The 22631-nt window shown below is 40.5% G+C and carries 30 protein-coding genes; 3 read left to right on the forward strand and 27 right to left on the reverse strand.

The window, feature by feature from the left end; translation table 11 throughout:
- Positions 1-88: 88 nt before the first annotated feature.
- The 17 genes from MHN31_RS15860 to MHN31_RS15940 form a co-directional block, all read right to left on the reverse strand.
- Positions 89-1273: an NAD(P)/FAD-dependent oxidoreductase gene (locus tag MHN31_RS15860; protein ID WP_239444727.1), complete on the reverse strand. Its 1185-nt coding sequence runs from the start codon at positions 1271-1273 to the stop codon at positions 89-91.
- Between the two features lie 90 nt (positions 1274-1363).
- Positions 1364-1966 (reverse strand): chromate transporter, encoded by a 603-nt coding sequence (locus tag MHN31_RS15865; protein WP_239444728.1) that lies wholly within the window; start codon positions 1964-1966, stop codon positions 1364-1366.
- Between the two features lie 681 nt (positions 1967-2647).
- A complete protein-coding gene (locus tag MHN31_RS15870) occupies positions 2648-2965 on the reverse strand; it encodes a hypothetical protein (RefSeq protein ID WP_194868679.1) in 318 nt (105 codons plus the stop codon).
- Positions 2966-3392: 427 nt separating this feature from the next.
- Positions 3393-3740 (reverse strand): hypothetical protein, encoded by a 348-nt coding sequence (locus MHN31_RS15875; protein ID WP_239444729.1) that lies wholly within the window; start codon positions 3738-3740, stop codon positions 3393-3395.
- Between the two features lie 819 nt (positions 3741-4559).
- Positions 4560-5519, reverse strand: coding sequence for an acyl-CoA desaturase (locus MHN31_RS15880; RefSeq protein ID WP_239444730.1), 960 nt, complete (start codon positions 5517-5519; stop codon positions 4560-4562).
- 130 nt (positions 5520-5649) lie between these two features.
- The gene (locus tag MHN31_RS15885) at positions 5650-5952 is read right to left on the reverse strand and encodes a hypothetical protein (protein WP_239444731.1); all 303 of its coding nucleotides are present in this window, start codon (positions 5950-5952) and stop codon (positions 5650-5652) included.
- 614 nt (positions 5953-6566) lie between these two features.
- A complete protein-coding gene (locus MHN31_RS15890) occupies positions 6567-6944 on the reverse strand; it encodes a hypothetical protein (RefSeq protein ID WP_239444732.1) in 378 nt (125 codons plus the stop codon).
- Between the two features lie 112 nt (positions 6945-7056).
- Positions 7057-7788 carry a hypothetical protein gene (locus MHN31_RS15895; protein ID WP_239444733.1) on the reverse strand — a complete coding sequence of 244 codons (732 nt, stop codon included), beginning with the start codon at positions 7786-7788 and terminating at the stop codon, positions 7057-7059.
- Between the two features lie 248 nt (positions 7789-8036).
- A complete protein-coding gene (locus MHN31_RS15900) occupies positions 8037-8393 on the reverse strand; it encodes a hypothetical protein (RefSeq protein WP_239444734.1) in 357 nt (118 codons plus the stop codon).
- Between the two features lie 26 nt (positions 8394-8419).
- Positions 8420-9163 carry a hypothetical protein gene (locus MHN31_RS15905; RefSeq protein WP_239444735.1) on the reverse strand — a complete coding sequence of 248 codons (744 nt, stop codon included), beginning with the start codon at positions 9161-9163 and terminating at the stop codon, positions 8420-8422.
- Entirely contained in the window at positions 9153-10157 is a 1005-nt protein-coding gene (locus tag MHN31_RS15910; protein WP_239444736.1) for a hypothetical protein, read from the reverse strand. The genes MHN31_RS15905 and MHN31_RS15910 overlap by 11 nt, the downstream gene beginning before the upstream one ends.
- A 21-nt stretch (positions 10158-10178) precedes the next feature.
- On the reverse strand, positions 10179-10535 hold the full coding sequence (locus MHN31_RS15915; RefSeq protein WP_239444737.1) for an immunity 53 family protein: 357 nt from the start codon (positions 10533-10535) through the stop codon (positions 10179-10181).
- A 94-nt stretch (positions 10536-10629) separates the two neighbouring features.
- The gene (locus MHN31_RS15920) at positions 10630-10971 is read right to left on the reverse strand and encodes a hypothetical protein (RefSeq protein ID WP_239444738.1); all 342 of its coding nucleotides are present in this window, start codon (positions 10969-10971) and stop codon (positions 10630-10632) included.
- Positions 10972-11076: 105 nt separating this feature from the next.
- Positions 11077-11643 carry a hypothetical protein gene (locus tag MHN31_RS15925; RefSeq protein WP_239444739.1) on the reverse strand — a complete coding sequence of 189 codons (567 nt, stop codon included), beginning with the start codon at positions 11641-11643 and terminating at the stop codon, positions 11077-11079.
- A 95-nt stretch (positions 11644-11738) separates the two neighbouring features.
- Positions 11739-12089, reverse strand: coding sequence for a bacterial transcriptional activator domain-containing protein (locus MHN31_RS15930; RefSeq protein WP_239444740.1), 351 nt, complete (start codon positions 12087-12089; stop codon positions 11739-11741).
- A gap of 500 nt (positions 12090-12589) precedes the next feature.
- A complete protein-coding gene (locus MHN31_RS15935; protein WP_239444741.1) occupies positions 12590-12970 on the reverse strand; it encodes a hypothetical protein in 381 nt (126 codons plus the stop codon).
- A gap of 21 nt (positions 12971-12991) precedes the next feature.
- Positions 12992-13333: a winged helix-turn-helix transcriptional regulator gene (locus MHN31_RS15940; RefSeq protein WP_239444742.1), complete on the reverse strand. Its 342-nt coding sequence runs from the start codon at positions 13331-13333 to the stop codon at positions 12992-12994.
- A gap of 100 nt (positions 13334-13433) precedes the next feature.
- On the opposite strand from MHN31_RS15940, the gene MHN31_RS15945 reads away from it, so the two are divergent.
- Both MHN31_RS15945 and MHN31_RS15950 read left to right on the forward strand, forming a co-directional pair.
- Positions 13434-14213: an SDR family oxidoreductase gene (locus tag MHN31_RS15945; RefSeq protein ID WP_239444755.1), complete on the forward strand. Its 780-nt coding sequence runs from the start codon at positions 13434-13436 to the stop codon at positions 14211-14213.
- Positions 14214-14238: 25 nt separating this feature from the next.
- Positions 14239-14901, forward strand: coding sequence for a cupin domain-containing protein (locus MHN31_RS15950; protein WP_239444743.1), 663 nt, complete (start codon positions 14239-14241; stop codon positions 14899-14901).
- A 99-nt stretch (positions 14902-15000) separates the two neighbouring features.
- Here MHN31_RS15950 and MHN31_RS15955 read toward each other — a convergent pair whose 3' ends face one another.
- The 10 genes from MHN31_RS15955 to MHN31_RS16000 form a co-directional block, all read right to left on the reverse strand.
- Positions 15001-15420 carry a hypothetical protein gene (locus MHN31_RS15955; RefSeq protein WP_239444744.1) on the reverse strand — a complete coding sequence of 140 codons (420 nt, stop codon included), beginning with the start codon at positions 15418-15420 and terminating at the stop codon, positions 15001-15003.
- Between the two features lie 111 nt (positions 15421-15531).
- Positions 15532-15894, reverse strand: a complete 363-nt coding sequence (locus tag MHN31_RS15960; RefSeq protein ID WP_239444745.1) for a hypothetical protein — start codon at positions 15892-15894, stop codon at positions 15532-15534.
- A 490-nt stretch (positions 15895-16384) separates the two neighbouring features.
- Entirely contained in the window at positions 16385-16948 is a 564-nt protein-coding gene (locus tag MHN31_RS15965) for a hypothetical protein (RefSeq protein WP_239444746.1), read from the reverse strand.
- Between the two features lie 126 nt (positions 16949-17074).
- Positions 17075-17740, reverse strand: a complete 666-nt coding sequence (locus tag MHN31_RS15970; RefSeq protein WP_239444747.1) for a phytanoyl-CoA dioxygenase family protein — start codon at positions 17738-17740, stop codon at positions 17075-17077.
- A 390-nt stretch (positions 17741-18130) separates the two neighbouring features.
- Complete coding sequence (locus MHN31_RS15975) at positions 18131-18496, reverse strand: hypothetical protein (protein ID WP_239444748.1); 366 nt, start codon at positions 18494-18496, stop codon at positions 18131-18133.
- A 96-nt stretch (positions 18497-18592) separates the two neighbouring features.
- Positions 18593-18883: a hypothetical protein gene (locus MHN31_RS15980; protein ID WP_239444749.1), complete on the reverse strand. Its 291-nt coding sequence runs from the start codon at positions 18881-18883 to the stop codon at positions 18593-18595.
- A gap of 106 nt (positions 18884-18989) precedes the next feature.
- Positions 18990-19352, reverse strand: a complete 363-nt coding sequence (locus tag MHN31_RS15985; RefSeq protein WP_239444750.1) for a hypothetical protein — start codon at positions 19350-19352, stop codon at positions 18990-18992.
- Positions 19353-19471: 119 nt separating this feature from the next.
- The gene (locus tag MHN31_RS15990; protein WP_239444751.1) at positions 19472-19828 is read right to left on the reverse strand and encodes a hypothetical protein; all 357 of its coding nucleotides are present in this window, start codon (positions 19826-19828) and stop codon (positions 19472-19474) included.
- A gap of 118 nt (positions 19829-19946) precedes the next feature.
- The gene (locus tag MHN31_RS15995; RefSeq protein ID WP_125564807.1) at positions 19947-20327 is read right to left on the reverse strand and encodes a RidA family protein; all 381 of its coding nucleotides are present in this window, start codon (positions 20325-20327) and stop codon (positions 19947-19949) included.
- Positions 20328-20480: 153 nt separating this feature from the next.
- Positions 20481-20897, reverse strand: coding sequence for a GFA family protein (locus MHN31_RS16000; protein WP_239444752.1), 417 nt, complete (start codon positions 20895-20897; stop codon positions 20481-20483).
- A gap of 126 nt (positions 20898-21023) precedes the next feature.
- Here MHN31_RS16000 and MHN31_RS16005 point away from each other — a divergent pair, with 126 nt between their 5' ends.
- Entirely contained in the window at positions 21024-21617 is a 594-nt protein-coding gene (locus MHN31_RS16005; RefSeq protein ID WP_239444753.1) for a TetR/AcrR family transcriptional regulator, read from the forward strand.
- Positions 21618-22631: the final 1014 nt, after the last annotated feature.

The raw sequence follows: 22631 nt of genomic DNA on the forward strand, positions 1-22631 counted from the left end.
ACTTTTGAGCTACTATTCAGTCAAGCCAATCTACATAAGAAATAGCCAATTTAAATCAATGAGAGGGGGAGATATTTATATCAAGCGCTTAGGGCTTCAAGATTTCCTCTACAACACGCCTGGCGCTTTGAGTTGCATTATGCACAGCGCCCCAATCCTCTTCTTGCGTGTACGAGTCTCCGGCAAAATACAACTTATGATCGATGGTACTGGAAAGAGCACTTGAAATACTCGACGGTGCGATATCCGCCAGGTATGCAGAGTGAATATATGGCTCATCATCCCAATTCTGCACAACATGATTTATATAATTTTGAGAGGCTTTACCATCGAAAACTTGATTTAACTCGTTAAGAATGTACTCGAGTTGCGCTTCTTGCGAAACCAATTGATACTGCCTGGCTTGCTGACCCACAGCGAAAAGCCCCAGTACATTGAATGATGTGTCCTGTCCGTGTGCGGCATCAAAATAGGCCCGTTGACCAGCACTTGTTTCACTATCAGGAAATGTGAGATAAGTCGGATAAAATCTTTCAGCGAAGCGTATAAACACTTTAATACCACCCCAAACCGGAGCCTTCCGGATAGCATTCAGTTTGCTATATGGCAGGGACGGGCTGAAACTAATCACCTCATTTTGTAGTATTTTCAACGGCACCGTGACAATGACTTTGTCGGCTTCGTAAAGCAATCCATTATGGTCGGTTACAATAACTTTATCTCCGGTATAGTCAATTGACACTACCTGAGTGTTAACAGTTATTTGTGACTGGATGCCCGGGATAACATACTCTTCAAAAAAATCAAACCAGGTGGCGTTTATAAATTTTTTATCTTCAAAATCACTGCCAAATGCGTCAAAAATTGGCGAAAGGTTTAGCGCGCCATTTTCAAAATACCCAACTCGATCCTGCCTTTCATAACCTTGAAGCTCAATAGAGTTTTCCCATGACGATGCCTTTAATACCTTCGTTAACTCGTTTTCTGAGGCATGTAGCCATTCCGCCCCCAGCGGGATGGGAAAATCAGCAAATGTGGTCGTACGTTTCATCCTGCCACCAAATGTGGAGGATGCCTCCAACATCTGGAAGTTTATGCCGCTCTGATGAAGTAAATACCCAGCAGTCAACCCAGCCGCCCCCGCACCAACAATGAGCACAGATCCAGAAAAATCTGACGGTATGGAGAGCGAACCACTGTCGCTTTTGCACGAAGTAAGTGGTACAGATATCCCTAGTAACCCACACATTTTAATAAACTCTCTTCGATCCACCTCACTCCTCCGCTTTAGATGCTAATGGCAACATTGATGTTCTCACAAAGGAATTGCGTTTCATCAGACACATCGCAAACAGGGGCGCACTTAATGCGTCCCATGGTTTGCTTTGTTATGATCTTCTGGCTTATCTATCGTTACTATCACGGCTGATAAATGTGGAAATCCCTGCCAAAGAGAAACGGACCCTTCTCCCAAAGAAAAAACGTCACTTTTTAGTTTTGGATAAAAGTACATATGGTGTACAGGGGTAGGATATAACTTGCCGTTGTAAAACATTTTATTATTTGGTGACATCATATAGACCAAAGCTGCGGTCTCGGCAGTTGGCAACTTACCTGCTCGAAAAGCCTCATCCACAATTTTGTATGTTTCATCGTAAGACTTACCCTCATACAGTGATTTCATATGTAATTCATATGCTGGTAGGATTGTTCGCATAGCTGGCTCATTAAAGCAGGACGGTTCATACCTTCCATTCGGATCGTGTACTACAGCACATGTAAACTTGTTTTTCCCTTTTTTTATAGGAATGAATTTTCCACCTTTAAATTTTAGAAAAGTAGCATCTTTAGTAACATGGGATGGCGCCCCTTCACTGGCTCTGGAGATTTCCAGACGATCGGCTTCACTCAGCGAAAAACAGGGTAAAGAACCAAAGGTTAATAGAGCAAAAATCAAATATTTCATAGTGGTTATTATTTCCTTGTATCAACTTACTCAAATATGCATAACGCCACTGCTAATTAGCACAAAAACCTTGGCTAAGCTTTGCGAAAAAGGAGCATAAGCCAAGCATGGTACGCCTTTTTTTAGACCTTGCTATAGACACGACTTCGACAGTACGTATACGTAACCATCGTATAGTTCAAAAAACTTATTGTCATTCACAATTTCAAACGTTGTGTATGGATAAACGAGATCTTCCGGCTCAAATACATCTATTTGAGTCAAATGAGTTCTTGCCGGAAATACCCCCCAAAACAGGCTAGTCCTTTCAGGTACTTGTCCCTCAACAACTTTGTTTGGAGACTTGGAATATTTATATGTGGGAGATTCGATCGTTTTTGAGATTCCAACATATTGAGTATTAGATAAAGAAACATTTTTCCCTAACCTGGACTTAGCTTCTGCCTCGGTTGTTAGACCGCCACGGTACTTAAAGACTTCGCTAATACAATATTCACCATAGTATTTTTTAGGTATTTCAATTGCATTGGCTGACATACAAATAGCAAAGAGGAAAAAGTTATAGAATTTAAACATAACACCTATAATGCCCTGTTAAGGGACTGATAATGTTTAGATAAAAGGTATAGCAAAACGAAACGAACCAAACGTTAGCAGGCCCAATAAATGTTAGGCATTGTTTCACTGAAACACCCCAAATAAATCAGGTATTGCTACCAGCAGAACTTGCCTGATCAGTAATAACCCAAGAGCAGCTCCAATAGGGTAAACGATAACCCTAGCGACTATAACTGCCTGCGGTTCCGACAGCGGCGTAAACTTAGCCAGCGACTTCGGCGAATAAGCCATAGACATCACAAGCCATATCGCTACACCACAGACCAATATCTGTAGCACAATCAAAAGTTGAGATGTATCGCTGACGCTTGGGGAAACTAATGCCGTGAACGCAAAGATCCCCCCCATACCTCCAAACAAAGCTAAGCCAACAATTGCCATATATCTCACGACCAAATCGACAGCCTTAAGACTCTTACGCATATACACCCAACGGTTGGTCATACTTTTCGAGGCACGAGCACAAACCAACCTTTATGTGCCCGATTACCTTAAGGCATTTGTTGTGCCCCATCTCGTAAATTAAACCGGATTACGACGTTATGTAAAGTATGCCTTTGATAGATTGGCTGAATCATTAAAGTGGAACTGAATAACGCCTTTATTTAAACGAGCTTACTAATCAGATAACCGGCCGTTACGATTAAAATAAAAAGGTACTTTTAAAGTTCCACCTTTTTCCAAAGCCGGCCAAAAGGCGCATTGTACCATACGCTAGTAGCTATACCGTTAGTTTTGTATAAATCTCTGTTCAGCTAGGCGTGTTCAAGTTGTTAGGCCAAAGTGTATTCATAGCATCACTGGTTTGTTATGAACAAACGCTTGCACGGTACTCATTTAATTCGTTTACAAAGACTGATAACTTCACATCAAATTGTCCTTTAATCATATTCATGGCTGCAACACCTGTATTTAATGGACGAGCACTAGGTAAATTTTTGAAAGCTTCAATAGCCCATACAGCTGAACTTTTATCATTTCCTTCATACTGGGGGTCAACTAAAAACAAAATAAAGCACTCTAAACCATAGTTTTGCTTAATTGAACGGATTTTCCAGGAGGACTCTAACCACCACTCAGTATTGTCGCTCTCGTGTATTATTTCCCAGCCACTTTGGACTAGCTTACTAAATAGCATTTCTTTGTAGTACTTCATGGTTTTATATTACTCATAATGCTAAGCCAACGGGAAAATCGTGGCTCTATAATGCAAAGGAACGCTGTGCTTTAGTCCTAGTGACCAAACGGACAGACGCTCATCATCTCAGGCTGACAGACATCATACCGCGCAAAAAAGTTATCTAACTGATGGCGTTAGCTACTATTCTTCCTTCAGGCTTATTTAAACCAAACCTGTCGTCTCGCTGCACGCCAAGCGTATGCAGATACTTCAGCTTGGATGACCTCAATTATGAGGTCATCCCCGTGCGCTTAACTAACCGGCGCAAAATAGCAGGCTAAACTTAGCGAGAAGGGGTCAACAGGCGCAGCCTGTTGTTCACGTCCTTGGGTTTCGACACTCTTAATGCACGCCTATTTAAGCCGTTTAATTATCCCGCAACTTAAGTAATGCAAAACAAAAAAAACTACCTGTGAAAGTAAACAAATAAATGGAATGAACACAAACATGCCTACTATTACTGAACCACTTTCACCATCAGGAATTACAGTAAAGTACTCATAGAGTACTAACCATATCCAAATAGCTGATACCGCAAGCTGCCACCACATGAGTTTTTTACTTTTAGAAACCACTCGAGCATGATAAGGCATAACTCCGAAACAGAATATGCAATATAGCAGATAAAAAACAACTCCCATTATTCAAGGATACTCCCAAAGCTTATAACGCCATGATCTGAGGCAAACCGAAGCGCAGCATAGGTTTTGCCCAAGCTGCAATTTGTTAAGCTCCATATACTTGAAACGCCTCTTATCTCGTACTGACAATATTCCCAAAATTGCCTTACTAACTTCATCTCCTGATAAAATTAGCGATTTCACACTTTTCAGGTTCACGCTTATCTCTGCTGATTAAATCTTTAGCTTCAACTATCAACTCTGAGCGACTAGGTAAGTGTTCGGGTAGTCTAATATTGGTGACTATACCAAGGTTATGTAAAGCATTTAAAACCCACCAACCAGGATCTGGCTCATCTTTGTATAACCCCAGCATCGCGGAGCCAGGAAATGCGTGATGATTGTTATGCCAAGCCTCGCCCATAGAAAGAAATCCTGCAATTCTTACGTTATGACCTTGCACAGCAGCACCATCTATAGACCAGTTGCGCTCTCCCTGATTATGGGCGAAATATCCTATTAGCCAATGCCCTCCAATTGAAACAACCACACGGACTGAGACACCCCATATGGCCCAACTCACACCACCTAACATATATAAGACAAAGGCTAAGATAAAGGACTGAAGCAACCAGGTTGATTCGAGAAATTGATAGAAGCGATTTCTAGAAACACGCGGCTCTAGATTAAACGTCGGAGGATGCTTTAGCTTTAAATCGCAATTTAATTGCCACCATCCGTCTTTAATCATATTTGAACCGTGGAGCAGGTAGTCGTGACACTTTGATTGACGTTGTGCCCAATCGCGAAGGTCATGCTGTCTAAGCATACCAATTGGGCCGGCCATACCAACTAAGACACCTAGATAGACAAAAATATATTCCATCCATAGGGGGCACTCATAAGACCGATGAATAAGCAACCTGTGCATGCCCAATGAATGGCCTAAACAGAGCGTGATGCCTGTTAAGGCCATAAAAACGAGAAAGCCGGAAAGTGAAAAAAACAGTGGTGCAGCAAACAACGAAACGAACAAATTTGATAAAAACCAAATTGATTTAGCTGGACTCCAAACTACCTGCCCCTGCCATGCACTTTCAGAATTATTAGAAAAAACTCTTTCGGTATTCTTCATACTTTCCCTGGAGATAGTTGACGCCGATAGAACTGGCCAAAAAACTGTTGGCTATCGTTTTGTGAGACACAAACAAAACCACCTTTATTTGTCCGCCTTTACAACTTTGTTATGTGAGTAGTTTAACTGCTTAATCAGCTGCTCCTCCTGAATCGCCATCAGTGTCAGAAGTTGCTGAACCGTCTTTCGAACCTGTGGGCTCTAAATACGTACCGTCACTCACATTCACCCATTGACCTTTAAGTTTTACGTATTTCTGCAAAATATTATGCACCATAATCGAACCAAATATAGGAACCAATAGTGCCAATAACACTAAATTCATTTTTTCAAATGCAGTTCTAATTGGACAACTCAAAACCGCATAAGCGGCAGAGGCAAATACTAATAAATGAACCAGTAGCAATACTAGATAGATTGGCCAGTTTTCCATAACTCTCCTATTTCATTTAACGCAAGCTTTTGTTTTGACTATTTTATTTCTCTAAAAAGCAATCAAGTAGCAATACCATAGGTAATACCACCATCCTACACGATGTGCTCAGAAAAAACTGCCTCAGATTCATGTTCAGCATCTAGGTTCATTAATCCTGGCATCGATACTTTGCGCGATAGCAATCCACTTTCACTCACTGAGCTGGGCCGAAGTATGAAGATCTTTGTCGTCACTAAGCACAATATTAAACATATTGTCTCGCTTTACGCCAAGCGCATGCAAATCGAAAATAGCTTTCGAGACATAGACATAGTAAAAGCCGATGCACCACCGGCTCGATATGCTGTTGTTGCTCTCTTTACTAGCGACGATTATCCTCTGGTGGATCGGCCAATATGCTCAGCACTCAAATTAGCAACGACTGTCAGTCTTGGCAAAGAGATTAGGCGACGAAATGATTGTGTTATGACAGGAAAGCAACCGCGCCAGGCTATACGTGAATACGTGCGCTTGATACATCAACTTGGGAGGCCTCAATTGACTATGATGTGAAATGAAGCGGAACCGAACCAAACTCTAACAGTCCTGCTTGAACAGCTTGCTATACGCACTTACAGTAGTTTTTGCATTACTCTGGTACAACCCTCGTTTGAATAGGTAATTACCATTTCTAAGTTTTCTAGATTTGATGGGTAACCCTGTAATACTGTTTCTGCGTTATTGTTCTTAACTTCGTACGAGATTGGAAACCAAAACTCAGCAACTTCTCCTTTTGTTAAATCCATGCGTTGAATTTTAAAGCCTTCAACTTCTACAGGAGCTGACACAACGATTCTATTCATCTGGGGGTGGTTGTCGTTTTTATATAAACGATCAGAAATACTTCCAATGACATCTATTTGAATTTTTAGCTGATTCTGTTCTTTAGTGCATTCTGCATGCGCTAAGTTAAAAAACACAAGAGCTGTAAAAAAAGCCAGAGTTTTCATATGCGTATTACGCCCGATTAAAATACAGAGAATACTTGGCCAAAACTAGCGAAGAATGAATGCCAGCCAAGCATTTGACGTCATTTTTGATGTGTTTGTTATGTCTTCTTAGCTACCAATCTCGCCACTCCTTCCAGTTCTTAAGTAGCCTGGAATTAGCTTGCTGCAACGCATTCACTTGTTCATCAGGCCACCACTGGGCTAAGTCAACACTTTTCAGATTGGGTAAGTTATGCAATGGCTCAAGGCTTTTATCAAGTACTCTCGTATTTACAAGACGTAGACGCTCTAAATTCTTTAAGCTCCTTATAGGAGATAGCGTATCTAACTTTTGAGTTGTCCACGTACTTCCGTTTAGGCTAAGAACTTTTAGATTCATTAAATGAGCGAGCTCCCGGATATCTGAAATATTTTTTATATTTTCAAATGCCAGCCACTTAATATTAGTTAGTTGTTCAATTCCATTTAAATTACCTAACTGAGTAGAGCTCCCCAAGTTGAAGTACACTAAGTTAGATAACTTTTTAAAATTGATGTGCTTTATACTAGAGTGTTTTATCGAAAGGCCTCTCAAATTAGGCATGTCACAAATGGCATCAAAAAGGTTTTGATTAACTTTTGGCGCTACCCATAACATTTCAACACGCTCTAAGGTTGGCAATATTTTAACCCAACCATCTCGCACTTTCTTTTCTTGGTATGCACTTAAGCCTAACTTATTAGAAGGACCGCACAATATAAGCCTGTCATTATTAAAGCCTTCTTCAATATCAAACTGCTCTTCTGGCTTATCTAAAACCCATTCATAACCTGAATAGTCAGCTTCATTCCAATTAATAGACAAGTGCGTACTCTCCTGAAAACATAACGCTGCGATCAAAGCCCCCAGACATTCATAATTAAATCAATGTGATGGATACTCACGCCACACTTTGAACAAATTTATTTCGCCCAAAGCTAACCAGATAATATCACCATGCGTATCATCACTATCCTACACGATATGCTCAGAAAAAACTGCCTTCAGATTCATGGTCGGCGTCTTGATTCACTAATGCCGGCAACCGAAACTTGCTCAATAGCAATCAACTTTCACTTATTGAGCTTAGCTGGAATGTTAAAGGGCCAGCCACTGCCAAACACAATATAAAACGTGTGGTTCGCTTGCTTAGCAATACCGCCATGCATAACAATCGGCTTGCTATTTAACGCTTTAATCCGCGCCTGACTTGTGGCGCTAACTGTAACTTCATAGAACAAAAACATCAAACCTAGTAGTATTTGAAATATTTGGTTAAGTACTTCAGTTAAGTCGCCGTATATCGGGTTAATTAAAACCCAAAGCCCAATCAAAATAAATGCTATACCGACAACAACACCAAGCAAACGCATAATTAACTTTTTAGTTGTCACAGTTACAGGGCCTTCGATTACGTATAACATTGCCATAAGGCGCGTCGCATTTGATGGTATGCTTAGGTGATGACAATACCGATTACACCAAATTTAGTGCTCGTTATTTTTTTAAATAAACCCATTTCCACCATGACATCCATAACCCGAGACATATCATGGTACCAGTCAATTATACCCACGGGCATAGTTAAAGACTGTGTTGTATCAATAAACTCAGCAAAGAAATATGGGTCAAGTACACCAAACTCCTCGCCATACCAGATTGGTACCTCAATAACCTGACCCGAATCGATATTTTCACAACAAAAATGCGCGCCATGATGATAGCACCGCCAGCCATCAGGAAAGAGCTCTATTTCGCCAGACTTACCCCACATTTCAGTTAGCGGAATGTCATTCAATTCGGTGATTTTTCTTGCTAACCACTCTGACTGCTTTCTAAACTCGCTAGCTGCATGCTTAATCTCTGGAATTATTCGATAAATTTCCGATTTGGAGATGACTTGCTTTATTGTTACGCAACTCCAATACTTTCGGCTTCCTGAAGCAAAAACACTGTAATTCTCAGGTAATTCATGCCTTAATCTGACTATCAATTTCTCCCTTTTTGAATGAGACATCCAGGAGGGAAATGTCAGTACTAAATGTCTCTCTCGCTCTACCAATCTTATAAGTTTTTCAACCGATGGCAGGAAAAAAGATGATATGTAATATCTACGAACAGGATCAGGCATTCGACCACCTAACGCCTGCATTTTCAGCAGGTTTGTAGCGGTCCCACGCATACGCTTACTAAAAAACATTGGTACGCTCTGCCTCGTCTAATTTCTTTAAGGCAAATTCACCCCTTTCAGATACAGCGTGTGAGCAATCTGAAGCAAAGCGTTCCGCAAACACTTTGGCATTTATACCTAGATTACCTAACTCTCGTATTAGAATCTCGGCCGAAACTCGCCTAACGATGGATGAACGATCTTCAGATGATCTCTGTAGTAGGTCTATTAGTGGAGTTTCAATTTCTAACTTCCGCTCGCCAACCACAGGTTTTAACCGGCCCTCACAGTACCTTATATCAGTCCACACCCATTTTCGACCTTCGACCCATACAACATGCCCTTCAAATAAGCTGCGATATGCCTTAGCTCGAACTGAGGGCTGGATAGCAGATTTAGCTATTTCTTCAATTTGCCCATCGAGTATCTGAGTGCGGCCAAGCTGAGCAAAGAGTGATGGCATAGGCCCAGAAGCAGACAAAATCAACTTAGACCGAAGGGACTTTGCTATCTCTTCTTCAGAGATGATTTTTAGAAGAACCTGTTTATCCCCCTCTTCTATCCTGCCCCAGGAGTTCCAATTCGAAAGCGCGATACAGAGTGCGTCAGCTACATATGCAGGGTCTGTCGACCTTGCTACCTCAGGGAGTATTTCCCTTGCGGCTTTACGAACTTGTGGTACCCAATCATTGAGCCTACGCACTGCAAGAGAAAAAAAGAAAGTATTTGGCGCAGCCCCAGATAGGGCTCGAACTGCTTTTTCACGTTTGTAACCATCCCAGCTAATAAGATCAAGCCATGTTACTAACTCCCTGGGCTTTGACCAGAACTGCCACTTAGGAGGAATAAACCCCTTTATAGCGGAAGAAAATTCTGCACGAATAATCCGTTCCCAATAGTCAAAACTCGAAAGCGGCAACTGAGATGTGACTTCGATTAGTTCAGTCATATCAGCGACGACTTTACTACCTGAGTTTATCGAGTTAGCAAAAGTTCTCACTGCAGAAATAACCTTATTTTCCATAATGTGTGATTGTTACACCTACTATTCTTGCCTCTTAACGCTTTTAGCAGAGGCGCAGTTTACTGCGTCCCTTGCCTGGATTTTTTGAATGCTGTCACTCCATTCAAGAAATGCAGCAACCATTTTATCTAGTAATAAGGGACCAGAAGCCCCAACAAACTTACGACCCTTTACTTGGCAAATTATCCAATCAGATTCTGAATCATAATTTACCTTTAGCTCATCAAATTGGGCCTTTTCTAAGTCAGTTCCCTCTAAATCGATCTCTAGTTTCCACCCTGGATTATCGAGGGTGCTTATTTTTACACCGAATTGATGCTCCCAATCTTCATTACATTGGGCTTGATACCAAGCTTGTAGTCTTTCGAGGTTACTCATAGTTCCGTTCGGCATTTAACGCTAAGCTAAGGGGTTCAGACGCGTGGCAAAATTGGCGAAACCGCCACGTGTTTGCGTCCCAGTGAGCGTTTTGTTAGTCATCATTTTGTATAACATCCGTTAAGCCAAATTTTTCTTTAATTCTACATGCATGCTGTACGATAAGGCTTTTTGAGTCCTTTAACCAGTCTTTACAATATACTTCCAGTTTAATTAAATGCCCTTCTTCGCGTATATCTTCTTGCATGAAAAACTCAAACCAAAGGGTGTTTCCATCTTTGTCTTCGAAAGAGCTGGCTTCTACCGTAAAAGTTAAATATTTAACCAACTTCTTTTCGTAAAGCGGTGTGAAGGTGTTATAAATTTCCGTTATGACGTTCATGTTTAGCTGATCTAATTGCCAACCATTTTGAGGACTTAGAACTATTTGTTTCATACCTGACGACTAATCTCCATTCAGAGGTTCATAATAGCTTGCTAAAATTGTCAAGCGAAACGGAACCGAACAAATTGAGAGCAACCGCGTCACTATAATGGTTTGTTATTTATCAAGTGGCACCGACTCTCCAGTTTCAATAGAGATTTTATGCACTATACCGTCGAAGTCCGTAACTAATACATAGTCACCATCGAATTCAAAACCCTCGGTAAAGATTTCAGGGCCTGATATGCTCCATACTTTGTCACCTGAGGAATTTAACCTACATATGTCTAACTCTCCCCAAGAAATTAAACAATCATATTCATCCACCCAAAAGACACCAAAGCAAGTGGCAAAATCAACTTTTTCTACCCATATAAGCTCTAGAGTAGGAAGCTTTAGTGAGAAGACAGAATCACCTGAAGCCACATAACAAATATCATTCTTAATAGTAAAAGAGTACTGGTGAACTACTGTTGCCCCACCAATACCCAAAAAAATTACAGATGATTCAGGGTTGTCAATTTCACCTAAGAACAGGCCGTGTGCTGAAGAATATTCGCTTTTTATATTTCTACAAAGTTCCACTTCATATGAACGAAGATTATCAGTCGAGTTGATCGAATAATGAGGCTCATTTATTAAAGTTACATCAATGCCGTTGAAGATTTTCTTCATACTTGCCATGGTACATAACGCCTTACTATAGAGTTTTATGTAAAGTAGGCCACTGGCCCTGCAAAAAACGGAGCAAAATTCAAAATGTCAGACCGCGTAACTTGTTATGTTGAGGACTTGATACTATGTATGTAACTGTCAGCGTCTTCAGACCATACAGGTTCTAATTTTTTAAGCACTTCAAACGCGGCAAGAGCTTCCGTAGTTTTACCTAGTTTGTATAACGCCTTAGCTTTGAGGTACAAAAGCTGCCCATCGTGAGGACAACGTGCCAGATGGCGTTCACAAGAAGACAACGCAGATTCGAAATTTCCCTTACTAAGCTCTCGCTGAATAAAACTATAGAGTTTACCACCATCACGATACCAATCATTGTAGGTTCGAAATAGTGCGCCAAAAGTATGTAACGCCACCAACACGACAAGCAGAGAAAGTATGATATCTATTTTTTCCATTTTATAACTTCCAGTAGCGTAACATAACGCTCGCAAAAGGGGCTGATAATGCCTAGCTATAATTGGTGAGGCACGAACCAAGTCAAGCTTTATTAGTCCTGACGTAGTTATGCGTGTAATGTCTAATGCCACACCTGTTTTGCAAGTAAATGGTGAACAACGACAAGTAACAATATCATTGCACCAATATATGAACCTATCAAGTTTAATGGAGGTAAAGAAAAGCTACTCAAGCACAACTAACGCCGCTATCACAGGACTGCTGGCTGTAGTTGTAATTTATGTTAACGTAGCGGCAACGTAGTGCATAAATTGCCACGAAGGACTTCAGTTCCAGCGAATAACCTTGTTAACTCTTGAAAACTATAATCAGCACGAAACATGTAGTTACTAACGGGCTCTATCATAGTGCTCTGATACTAAAGATGGGCGCCAAGCCTATCACGGCATGGTTCTCCACTTCATCTTACCGGAACCTGGTGCTGCCACCTTTATAACCTTCATTTAGGTAGACTAAAAGAGTCATCATCGTAGATTTCCAGCAACACCAGCCCTCCATCTTTGTGCATATTAAATTTCTGGCCAGCTGTATAGCGATCGAAACGAAAGAGAGGAGATAGCCCAATGGCCTTTCTACCCTCTATTTCTGGGAAAAGATGATGCGGAAGCTTATTCCACCAATCCTCAGTCAGTTTTTCAGAAACCCAATCTACTCGTTCATTACTTCTAATGTGAGTTAAATGAGACCGTCCTTTTTTGGTATCAACATCAGCAGAACGAAACCCATCTTTTTCCGCCCGCACGATAAATTGTTCACATGCTCTACTAGAAAGAAATGAATCAAGAGTAAAAACATTCTCGCTAACAGAGAGTAAATTCATGAATCTGAGTTGACGCGCTTATTATAATTTATTTTCGATTTCATCTTGTAGTTTTTCAAGTTCATCAAGGACTTTCATAAATTTGGCACCGAAATCAGTGACTTTGTACTCCACCCTAGGTGGCACCTCATTGTAAGAAACTCGCTCCAGGATCCCAAACTCCGTATTTTTACGCAGACACTGGTTCAGAACTTTGGTGGTTAAGCCTTCAATGCTGCGCACCATTTCACCAGGCCGATTGATTCCATCAGCCAAGAGCTGATAAACCGTAAGAGACCATTTGCAGCCATAAATAGTCTCCACCATCTTTGCACTTTCAGTCGGTGCTGTTTTTCTCAAATATTTTTTTTCTCTATCTTTCATAAAGATGTACCAAAAAGTACCTACCTTACCAATTTGTACTTACTTTTTAACGCTAAGGTGAGTCGATAAATTATCTCCGTACCTTAACATATATCGGAGAATATCTATGACAACTTCAAACATTGCATTAATCGTCGGTGGTTCGAGCGGAATGGGCTTTGCAACAGCAAAACAACTCGTCGCTCAAGGGAGCAGTGTGATTATCTTAGGCAACAATGCTGATAAGCTGGAATCGGCCAGGTCTCAGTTAACCGCAATAGCGAGCAATGACGTTAGTATTGAGACATTACAAGCCAATCTCTATGAGCAACAAGATGTTGACAGAGTCATTCAAGCGATAAACTCGGACGAAAGGCATATCCAATACCTTGTTAATTCGGCAGGTTACTTCAACCCTAAGCCATATTTAGAACACGGAATAGAAGATTATAATGCTTATGCTCTACTGAATCGGGCTACCTTCTTTATTAGCCAAGCCGTATCCCAAAATATGCGTAACAATGGAAGTGGCTCCATTGTTCATATTGGTTCCATGTGGGCTAAGCAGGCGATCAAAGCAACCCCCTCTTCTGCTTATTCAATGGCAAAAGCAGGATTACACGCGTTAACGCAGCACATGGCAATGGAACTGGCCGACCATAATATTAGGGTAAATGCTGTGTCACCTGCGGTTGTGAAAACGCCCATTTACGAAACTTTTATCGATCCGGCAGAAGTGGATGATGCCCTTGCAGATTTTGACAGTTTCCATCCCATTGGTCGTATTGGCACACCAGATGACGTTGCCAACGCTATCATGTTTCTATTGAACGAAAGTGCAAGCTGGATAACAGGCGCGATTTGGGACGTTGACGGCGGTGTTATTGCTGGCAGAAATTAGGCAACAATCTTTATTGGAGGTCAATATGACTACTTTAATCAATGCAGATTTCAAGCAACGTGTCGTCATTCAACCCGCCGACTATAAATGGGTTGACTCTCCGATGCCTGGCGTTGAGCGCATGATGCTTGATCGCGTTGGAGATGAAGTCGCACGAGCGACCTCTATCGTTCGTTACGCACCATACTCAACGTTTTCATCACACACTCATAGTGGTGGAGAAGAATTCTTAGTACTTGATGGTGTGTTTTCGGACGAGCATCAAAACTACGCAAAGGGGAGCTATGTGCGCAACCCAATTGGTACATCTCACACACCAAAAATAGGTAAAGAAGGAGCAACTATATTGGTAAAGCTACATCAATTTGCTCAGGACGACACAGAACAAAAAATGATAGACACTCAAAACCACCCTTGGCAGCCAGGGCTTGTAGATGGGCTAACGGTGATGCCGTTGCATGAGTTTAAAGGTGAGAAGGTCGCCTTAGTTAAATGGGCACCTCACACTCAATTTCAATCGCACACCCATTGGGGAGGGGAAGAAATCTTTGTATTAGAAGGCACATTTTACGATGAGCATGGCCAGTATCCCAAAGGCACCTGGCTTCGTAGCCCACACATGAGCCAGCATACGCCTTTTACGAAAGAGGATGGCGCATTGATTTATGTAAAGGTGGGTCATTTGTAAACAGAACGTCCGCATAAGGCCCCCACTACACGCTTGCTGATATTTTGGGGCCTGGTGCCAAACCAGAAAGCGTGCAATAGATTACTTTTAATGCGTTTGTTAGGCATTTCCGTGCTGTATTTGGCTTTCAATCTTCTTCATGAAGCTCTGTGCACCAAAGCATCTAAATTTAAAGATCCCGTACGGTGTTGTGACAGCGATGATTTTCGTCAAGAAGCCAAATTCAACGTCAATATTAAAGATATGCGTTAAAGGAATGCTAAGGGCATTGTCGCCCTTATGGAATATCTCGTTCACGGTGTTTGGGGTAAAATTAATATGATCTTGAGTAAGGGTGACCGCTCCCCCAACCCAAAGGCCACCATATGCTTCCTTGAACTGACTCAGGACTGATTCAACTACCAGCTCGTGAAAATCGAAGCCTGACAAGTCTGCCAGATTTCCGACCAGGGATAGATCTTCTTTTGCATCTTCGATTAAAAAGTTACAAAGCTTTTTAGCTATTTTTAAATTTGACATATGCTTCCGTGATGTATGCCCAGCGCCCGCCTAAGCGATAAAAAATTTTGGCGCATGTTTTTGAAAAAAGCGACAGGATTTTGTATCCGAATTGCATTACTTGTTATAAACCTACTTCAAATACCTAACTAGTTTTTCTTTAAAAACCAACCAATAACAACCAGCAATGCAAATAACACTCGAATAGAACTGGAATGCGACATTAACGCTGTCTGTTGAATTTATGAAATGAATTCCAGGAAAAACCAACAAAAAATTTGGGATAATTATATTCAAAAATTTGTAATCTTTTCGCCATAAATAAGGACTAACAACGCCAATAATTAGCCCTATAAGAATACCAGTTAAGACTGCGAAATCGGCTCTATCATAATTAAAAGTAAGAGCAATCAATGCACATAAGCCAAACAAGGCAATCCAAACTGACTTTTCAACAAGCTTTAAGTTATATCTCGCTAAATCGGAATTTATCATCTATGTTCCATGCGCTTATAACGCCGTTGTGCCCGACTAAAATAGTTGACTAAAAAATTGTAAAGCTCGAACAAAGCCAACTGTTTGTGCCCGCATTTACGACTTTATTATGTTTTCATTTCATAAACAAATTTAAAAACACTACCTTTCTTTTCAGGTTGCCAGCCAGTTTGAAGAGCAGACCTGATACAATTTTCAATGTCTTTTGGTGTTACAGGTAGTTCGGGGGTTCCAATCCAATTCTCACAACGTATCCAAGGAAATATTATAGATAAAACAGCGCCAGACTTTTTGGTTGATTCTGCTACAGCGGTTATGTGGTTTTCAAAAGCCCCCTGACTATATGCCGGTTTGCTTCGAATCGGTCATCTGTACTCTACAGAGTCAACAACTAACTTACATGAACCTTCCTTCAGGATTGCCATAATTCATCTGAAAACATAACGCCCCTAGCAAAACGAGAGCGTCAGCTGCCCGATTGCGCGCCTTGTTATGCTTTTAATCCCAATAACTTTCTTGATATTTCAACATATTCAGGATTCCCTTTGCCATTTAGCGCCTCGATTAAACCCTCACGACCTGAGTCAATTAACGGGCTTTTTCCTGAGATAAGCACTTTAAGTGTATTTGACTTAAACCAAGGTATTGCTATTTCTTGGAAAGCCTGAAACATGGCATTAGCACATAATTGAATTGATTCTTCACTATTCTCATATTTGAAGCCCGGTTCGTAAGGGTGTAAATCAATACCTGGCATACCATTTAATGCAACATATTCACGAGAGTCGTTAAGTGCCCGAATCAAAACATGCATTCTAAATGTTGGCCCGAACGTGTATTTGTGGAAGTGAACCACATGCGCAACATGCCCAACCTCCTTAGAAAACCAATTACTACGCCTAGTAAAATCATGTTCTTTAACCAACTTGTTAAATCGTCGCAGCACTTTTTGACCATTAGCCTGTTCAATTTTCTTTGCTTCTTTCTCAGCAAGATATTGTTCTTTCTGCTCTTCCGTTAGATGGTCAAGTAATTTAAACCCTTTAGGAATCACTTTTCTCTCCTTGCAATGAATAAAGTCGCCCGCAGCCGCTGACAAAAGTGGCGCTTGTTTTACGGTTTTTTGTACAACAAGTAACAGTTTTGGCAGTCGGTTGCAGCGCCCTGTTGCATGCGATTTTTAAGCCCATGCAAGCCCCATTGGTAACTGAAAGCTACTGTACTCTACATGGACAATACGACGTTGACTTGGCTTAGTTCCTTTACTTGATGAGTGCAGTAAATGAGGCCTCATTACCAATAAGTCCCCAGATTTAGCTGAACAGATATATTCTGCTGATTCGGCGACAACTCTATCTTGTTCATTTTTACTTAGAATACCTAAACTTTGACTATTTGGAATTACTTTTAAGCAGCCATTGCTCTCATTTGCATCATCAAGATGAATGCGGAAGGTCACCATTTCTTCCAGGACATTTAGAGCTGGTTGAACATGATGAACGCCATCTTTCAAAGTCCACGGCCCCCAACCATCAATTTCTTTTTTGTCAGATACTGAAATAGTCTTATCTTGATGCCAAGTAACAAGCCAGTTTTTATCAGGGGTTTTATCAAAGACAATTACTCGAACCACCTCGGGATTTCCGGATAGAAAGCTTTTAGCTTTATCTCGAAGCAAATCCGACTCGACAAGTTTCTTAACTAAGATGAGCTTTTTCTCGGCATTACGGATTCCATGTTTTGGATAATCGGAACCTAATGATTCAATTTCAGTTATGATTTCATTGATTAAGTCATTACCTAGAAAGCCAGAGTGAATCTCAAATCCGTTTTTATCGATGTTCAAATTTCACTCCATTCTCAGAACGTGGAACGTCGTTGTAACCGGTTAAAATTTTGTGAGGTACGAACAAAGCCAACTGTTTTGCGTCCATTGGTTAAAACATTTTGTTAGGTATTTTATTTTACACGCCTAGTAAGGCAAACATTTCCTTCATACAAAAAAGCTACTGCATCGTTTCTTATCAAGCATTCCTCTCTAGTTAGCCCATTTACCCTATCGGCAGTACATTGTTCATAATAAGCTAAGCACGCTAATCCATCATTGATTTTTCCCCAGAATAAAACAATTAGGATTAAAGCGCCTGACAAGAAATACAAATGTCTATTGTTTTTTATTTTCACGCTCACCTCAATTGACACCAAAATTTTCCCGGTTGAGCCGTTTGTGACAGCATCAGTAGTGTGCAGGATAATAAAGTTCATGCATGCTAAACACTAATTGCTGTTGATTATTGAAAGTGAAATACATTTGTAAATCACCTTTTCCTAACGATGTATCATGACCTGGCAGCTTAATTGTAGTAACCAAACCATAACCTTTTTCACACGAAGACATCGGATACTCGAACTCTTCGGTACAGTTGTTATAAAACTGCACCGATTCTTTCTTTTGACTTAAAACCTTATATACGTCGGCCAGCATCTTCCCTTTCTGGAACTGCAACATGTATTCTTTTGCCCACTTACTATCGTCTTTAATTGTATCGCTTGCACATGCGTTGAGTGAGACAACGAAAAATAGAATTGCTAAATATTTCATAGGCTATAACGTTTTGTAAAGGGGCAACCAAAACGCAGTGTAGGCTTTCCCATGGGGGCCACGTTTTTTGTGGCCGGAATGTATTTGAGCAATTTGTTATGTTCTGGTTTGATATTCATGTTTAATCTCAGTCGCTAGCGACCAAGCTTTAGATTGTAATGAGCTGAACCTTTCATTCTTACGAGTTGTACGGGATAAGTAGTAATCATTAAATGAACCCATACCGCCATAGGCACCCAATACTTTTTCTACACCACTGAAATCGGATTGTATGATCCTTTTTCTAGCTTCCTGCATCCAAATCAACCAATTCTCGTTTCCATCATCTTTTAGATAAGAAATCATTTCATCTAGAACGGCTACCAATTCTTTAGTTTTAGGTCCCATATTTCCCTACACATAACGCTCGTCGAAAGCGAAAAATGCTTGGCTAAAATTTGTGGGGTACGAACAAAGACAACTACTCTTTGTCCGCCCGGTTTGATTAACTTTGTTATGAATGCCTTTGAAATGATAAAAACCAGCTATTGCCCCAGATGGTATAATAAGTTCTATATACGTTTCGCACACTACAGGAGCTTGAAGATCTTGAGCGATTATCCCAATTGCAATCTTTACCACTGTACATAACATCAATGCGTACACCACCAAAGAGGAACTCTTTAATCCAAATATCCATACTTGAAGCTTTAGCCCACTCTTGATTAGGCGAACCTAAAACTTTATGAACTTCACCTCTTTTTAGGTTTTTATGAGCTTGTAAAGAGTTGCTCCACAACGTGTATGATGGCATTGCTAATATAAACACAGCTATTAATGAGAGTAATATGATCGTTATTACTGTTTTTTTAATCACGCTCGATACCCTCTGCATACATAACACCTTACTAATAGGCGCAATAATGCTTGGCTAAAATTAGCAACGAAGAAACACAAGCCAGCGGTTTGCGTCCTTTTAAGTGACTTGTTAGTTTACTATTTCGAATCAACTTTATTGGTACCTGCTGGCCCTTCAACTATAGCTACACCACATTTGTTTGCTATAGATTGTATTGAGTCTTCTAGCATTTTGTAGCCAAGTTCATCCGCGCCAATTGGTTCTAATGAAAGCACATAGCCATATTTTAAATCTGGTTCCAATTTTAATGCTTGAGCGGTGGGCTTCTCTGAATCATCCAGTTTTTCTAGAGTCAACTGCCAATCCATTTTAGGGCTGGGGTATACATAGGAAGTAAAATCATCCCATTTTTCCTCACTCCAATCGCCTGATCTTGGGAGAACAGTTGGTAAAGCCGCGATACAAGTAACCCAAATTGCAACATCCATGCTCATATATTTCTCCTAGTAAACTAGCACCTCAATAAGGGGCTTTTAAATAGTTAGCTAAAATGTGTAGCAGAACAGAACCTAGCCAACAGTTAAAAGTCCCATCTTAATTAGCTTGTTATAACTACATTACTACACAGTCAATTTCTGTTTCAACTAACCATTTTTCGTCAATGAAACGGCTTATCTCTACAAAAGTACAGGCTGGTTTAATAGCTGAAAATAACTCACCGTGAGCTTTTGCCGCTTCTTCCCATTGAGAAATATCAGTAAGCATAATCCGAGTTCTAACAACATCACTAATATTCCCTCCAGCTTCTTCTATCGCACCAATTGATAGCTCAAGGCAATATTTCGTTTGATTGTATACGTCATCAATATAAACAGTTTCACCATTTTTTATTGGGGCAGTCCCTGAAACAGAGATTTGATTTCCGACACGACAGGCACGAGAAAAACCTATTGGTTCTTCAAGATGCGAGCCTGAACTTACAGTTTTTCTCATAAGTCGACCTGTAGTTATGACGCGGCACTCAGCCGCTGACAAAAAGCATTTGTTTTGCCGCTTTATGCAAAAGAATAACAACTTTAGCAGTCGGTTTCAGCGCCTTGTTATATTACCGTTCACATAGCCTATTTCAGCTTTTTTGTTATACGTTTAGCCTGCCATTCCTGGAGGTAGAATGTCAAATTTCGGAACATTGTTAGGAAAGGTTGCCCACGATGGTGCTGAAGATGCATAAATCGACATTTTTGGAGTGAAGTTATTATGTTTTAATGAAGTTGCCGATACGGAGTAAAAATTACCCGCTGTTACCTCTGCGCACAAAGCTGTGCTACAAGTACTACAGAAGTGATAATGTACCTCTTTTCCTGAATCCCCAGAACGCGTATACGAGGAAGGTGTACCTTTAGTAAAAGAAAAGTTTTCTATTGGCACCCAAAGCCCAAACCATTTATCCGATCCAGTAAGCGCTTGACAGTCCTTACAATAGCAAAAAATAGAATTTATAGGATCATTATCAAAGCAAAATTCAATGTCGCCGCAAAGACAACTTCCAATGTGTTTTTCCATGCTATCTCCAGTGTGGTTGATTTCAGAAATGGATAGAATGAAATCAAATTCATATTGACTTCCCCCATCCAAAGATCGACTTCATCCTAGAGCAGAATTTATATATGATAAAGAACATATATAAATATGAGAAAGCCTAACCTTATGCCCTACACAAAGGAGCACAAAAATAAAACCCGCGAAAAAATTCTTGATAGTGCCTTCAGACAATTTGTATTAAAAGGTTTTGAAGGCGTGACAATCGATGATTTGATGAGAAGCTGTGGACTTACCCGAGGCGCTTTTTATGCGCACTTTACAAGCAAAGCAGAGCTTTACCGTGAAGCATTAAATTTCGCTACCAGCAGTACCAAGCTTGCCAACCTAAAGCCTGAAGATTTATCAAATAAACAATGGCTATGCCTATTGTTAAATGAATACCTAAGTCTGGATCACGTAAAAGGAAAGAATCCATGCCCACTCGCGTTCTTAGTTACAGACATCAACATGAAGAATGATGAAGCAAATATCGCTTACGCGAACACTTTCCATGGTATGAATGCAGCAATTATGGAATACGCGAAAAGTTACACGGATTGTGACGAGCAAGATATTTTGTCGGTAACTGCAATGATTATCGGGGCAGTAGCTATAGCGCGAAAGCTTCAGGATCTAGATTCTATTCATAGTTTATTAGAAGCATGCAGACGAGAAGCTGGCGCAAAGCTGGGAGGAATATAACACCTTATTATATGTATATTACTCCTGAGTTAACCAGTAATTATGAGCCCCAATTGCATGATCTAAAAACTGCCAAGGGACATACATATTGTTAACGTATTGGGAGTAAGCTGTCTCAATATTTGCTGGTTTATATGTTAAACAATAGTCATTTAGCCTCTCGGTAAAATTACCAGCTTTGGCTCCACGAAACAAATATTGATCGAGTAAGCTTGTAACCACTTTGACATGTTCCAGCTCACTTGGGCACTCTTAAGGTTATTTTTTGAAATTGCATCTTATGCATTTTCCACACCTTGCGATACAACATAGTTGAGGCTTGCATTAAGTGAATGCGGTGGCATGTACTCTCCATTTACACATAACGTTGTGATAACGGGCACGTGCTCGCACCAAACCTGACCAAACCAATGTATTCACGACACTTTCTAGCGCTTCGAGATCGGCAGGGTGTCCCGTTCATGGCTTTATTAAATTTTCACTTTACCTTCGATGAAAACAGATACTCATTATCCTCTACCGATAGCATAATTTTGTAAGAGATAAATTTTTTAAATTTCAGGTCATACTCGAAATCTGCCAAGAGAGTCCCGCCATAACATGATTTTTCATCTTGGATATCTAACTCACACTTTAAGGAATACTGGTATCTTGACAACTCATAAAATTCTAGAGAATGTCGTTCGTTATTCCATCTCGAGCCATCGCACCAAAAGTCACTTGGAAGCTCCGTTTTCCTGAGGAGACACGTTACATAATAACTAACCCAGAAATCTAAGGTACTCATGAATTCTGAATTCGAAATGTTGGCTCCCTGCTGCTTCAATGTATTGCCCAAATCAGCCTCTAGTCGCCTGAAACGTTTCTTCAATTTTCTTTGATTAATACGATGCCCCACGAAATTTAACGCTTTACTCTGAGGAATCCCCAGATAATCATTCTTAAAATCAATGTGATGGACACGCACGGCATTGTTTGATCTAATTTATTTCGCCAAAAACTAACCAGATAACA

It is taken from the genome of Pseudoalteromonas sp. McH1-42 (assembly GCF_022347845.1).
GTDB classification, from domain to species: Bacteria; Pseudomonadota; Gammaproteobacteria; order Enterobacterales; family Alteromonadaceae; genus Pseudoalteromonas; species Pseudoalteromonas rubra_D.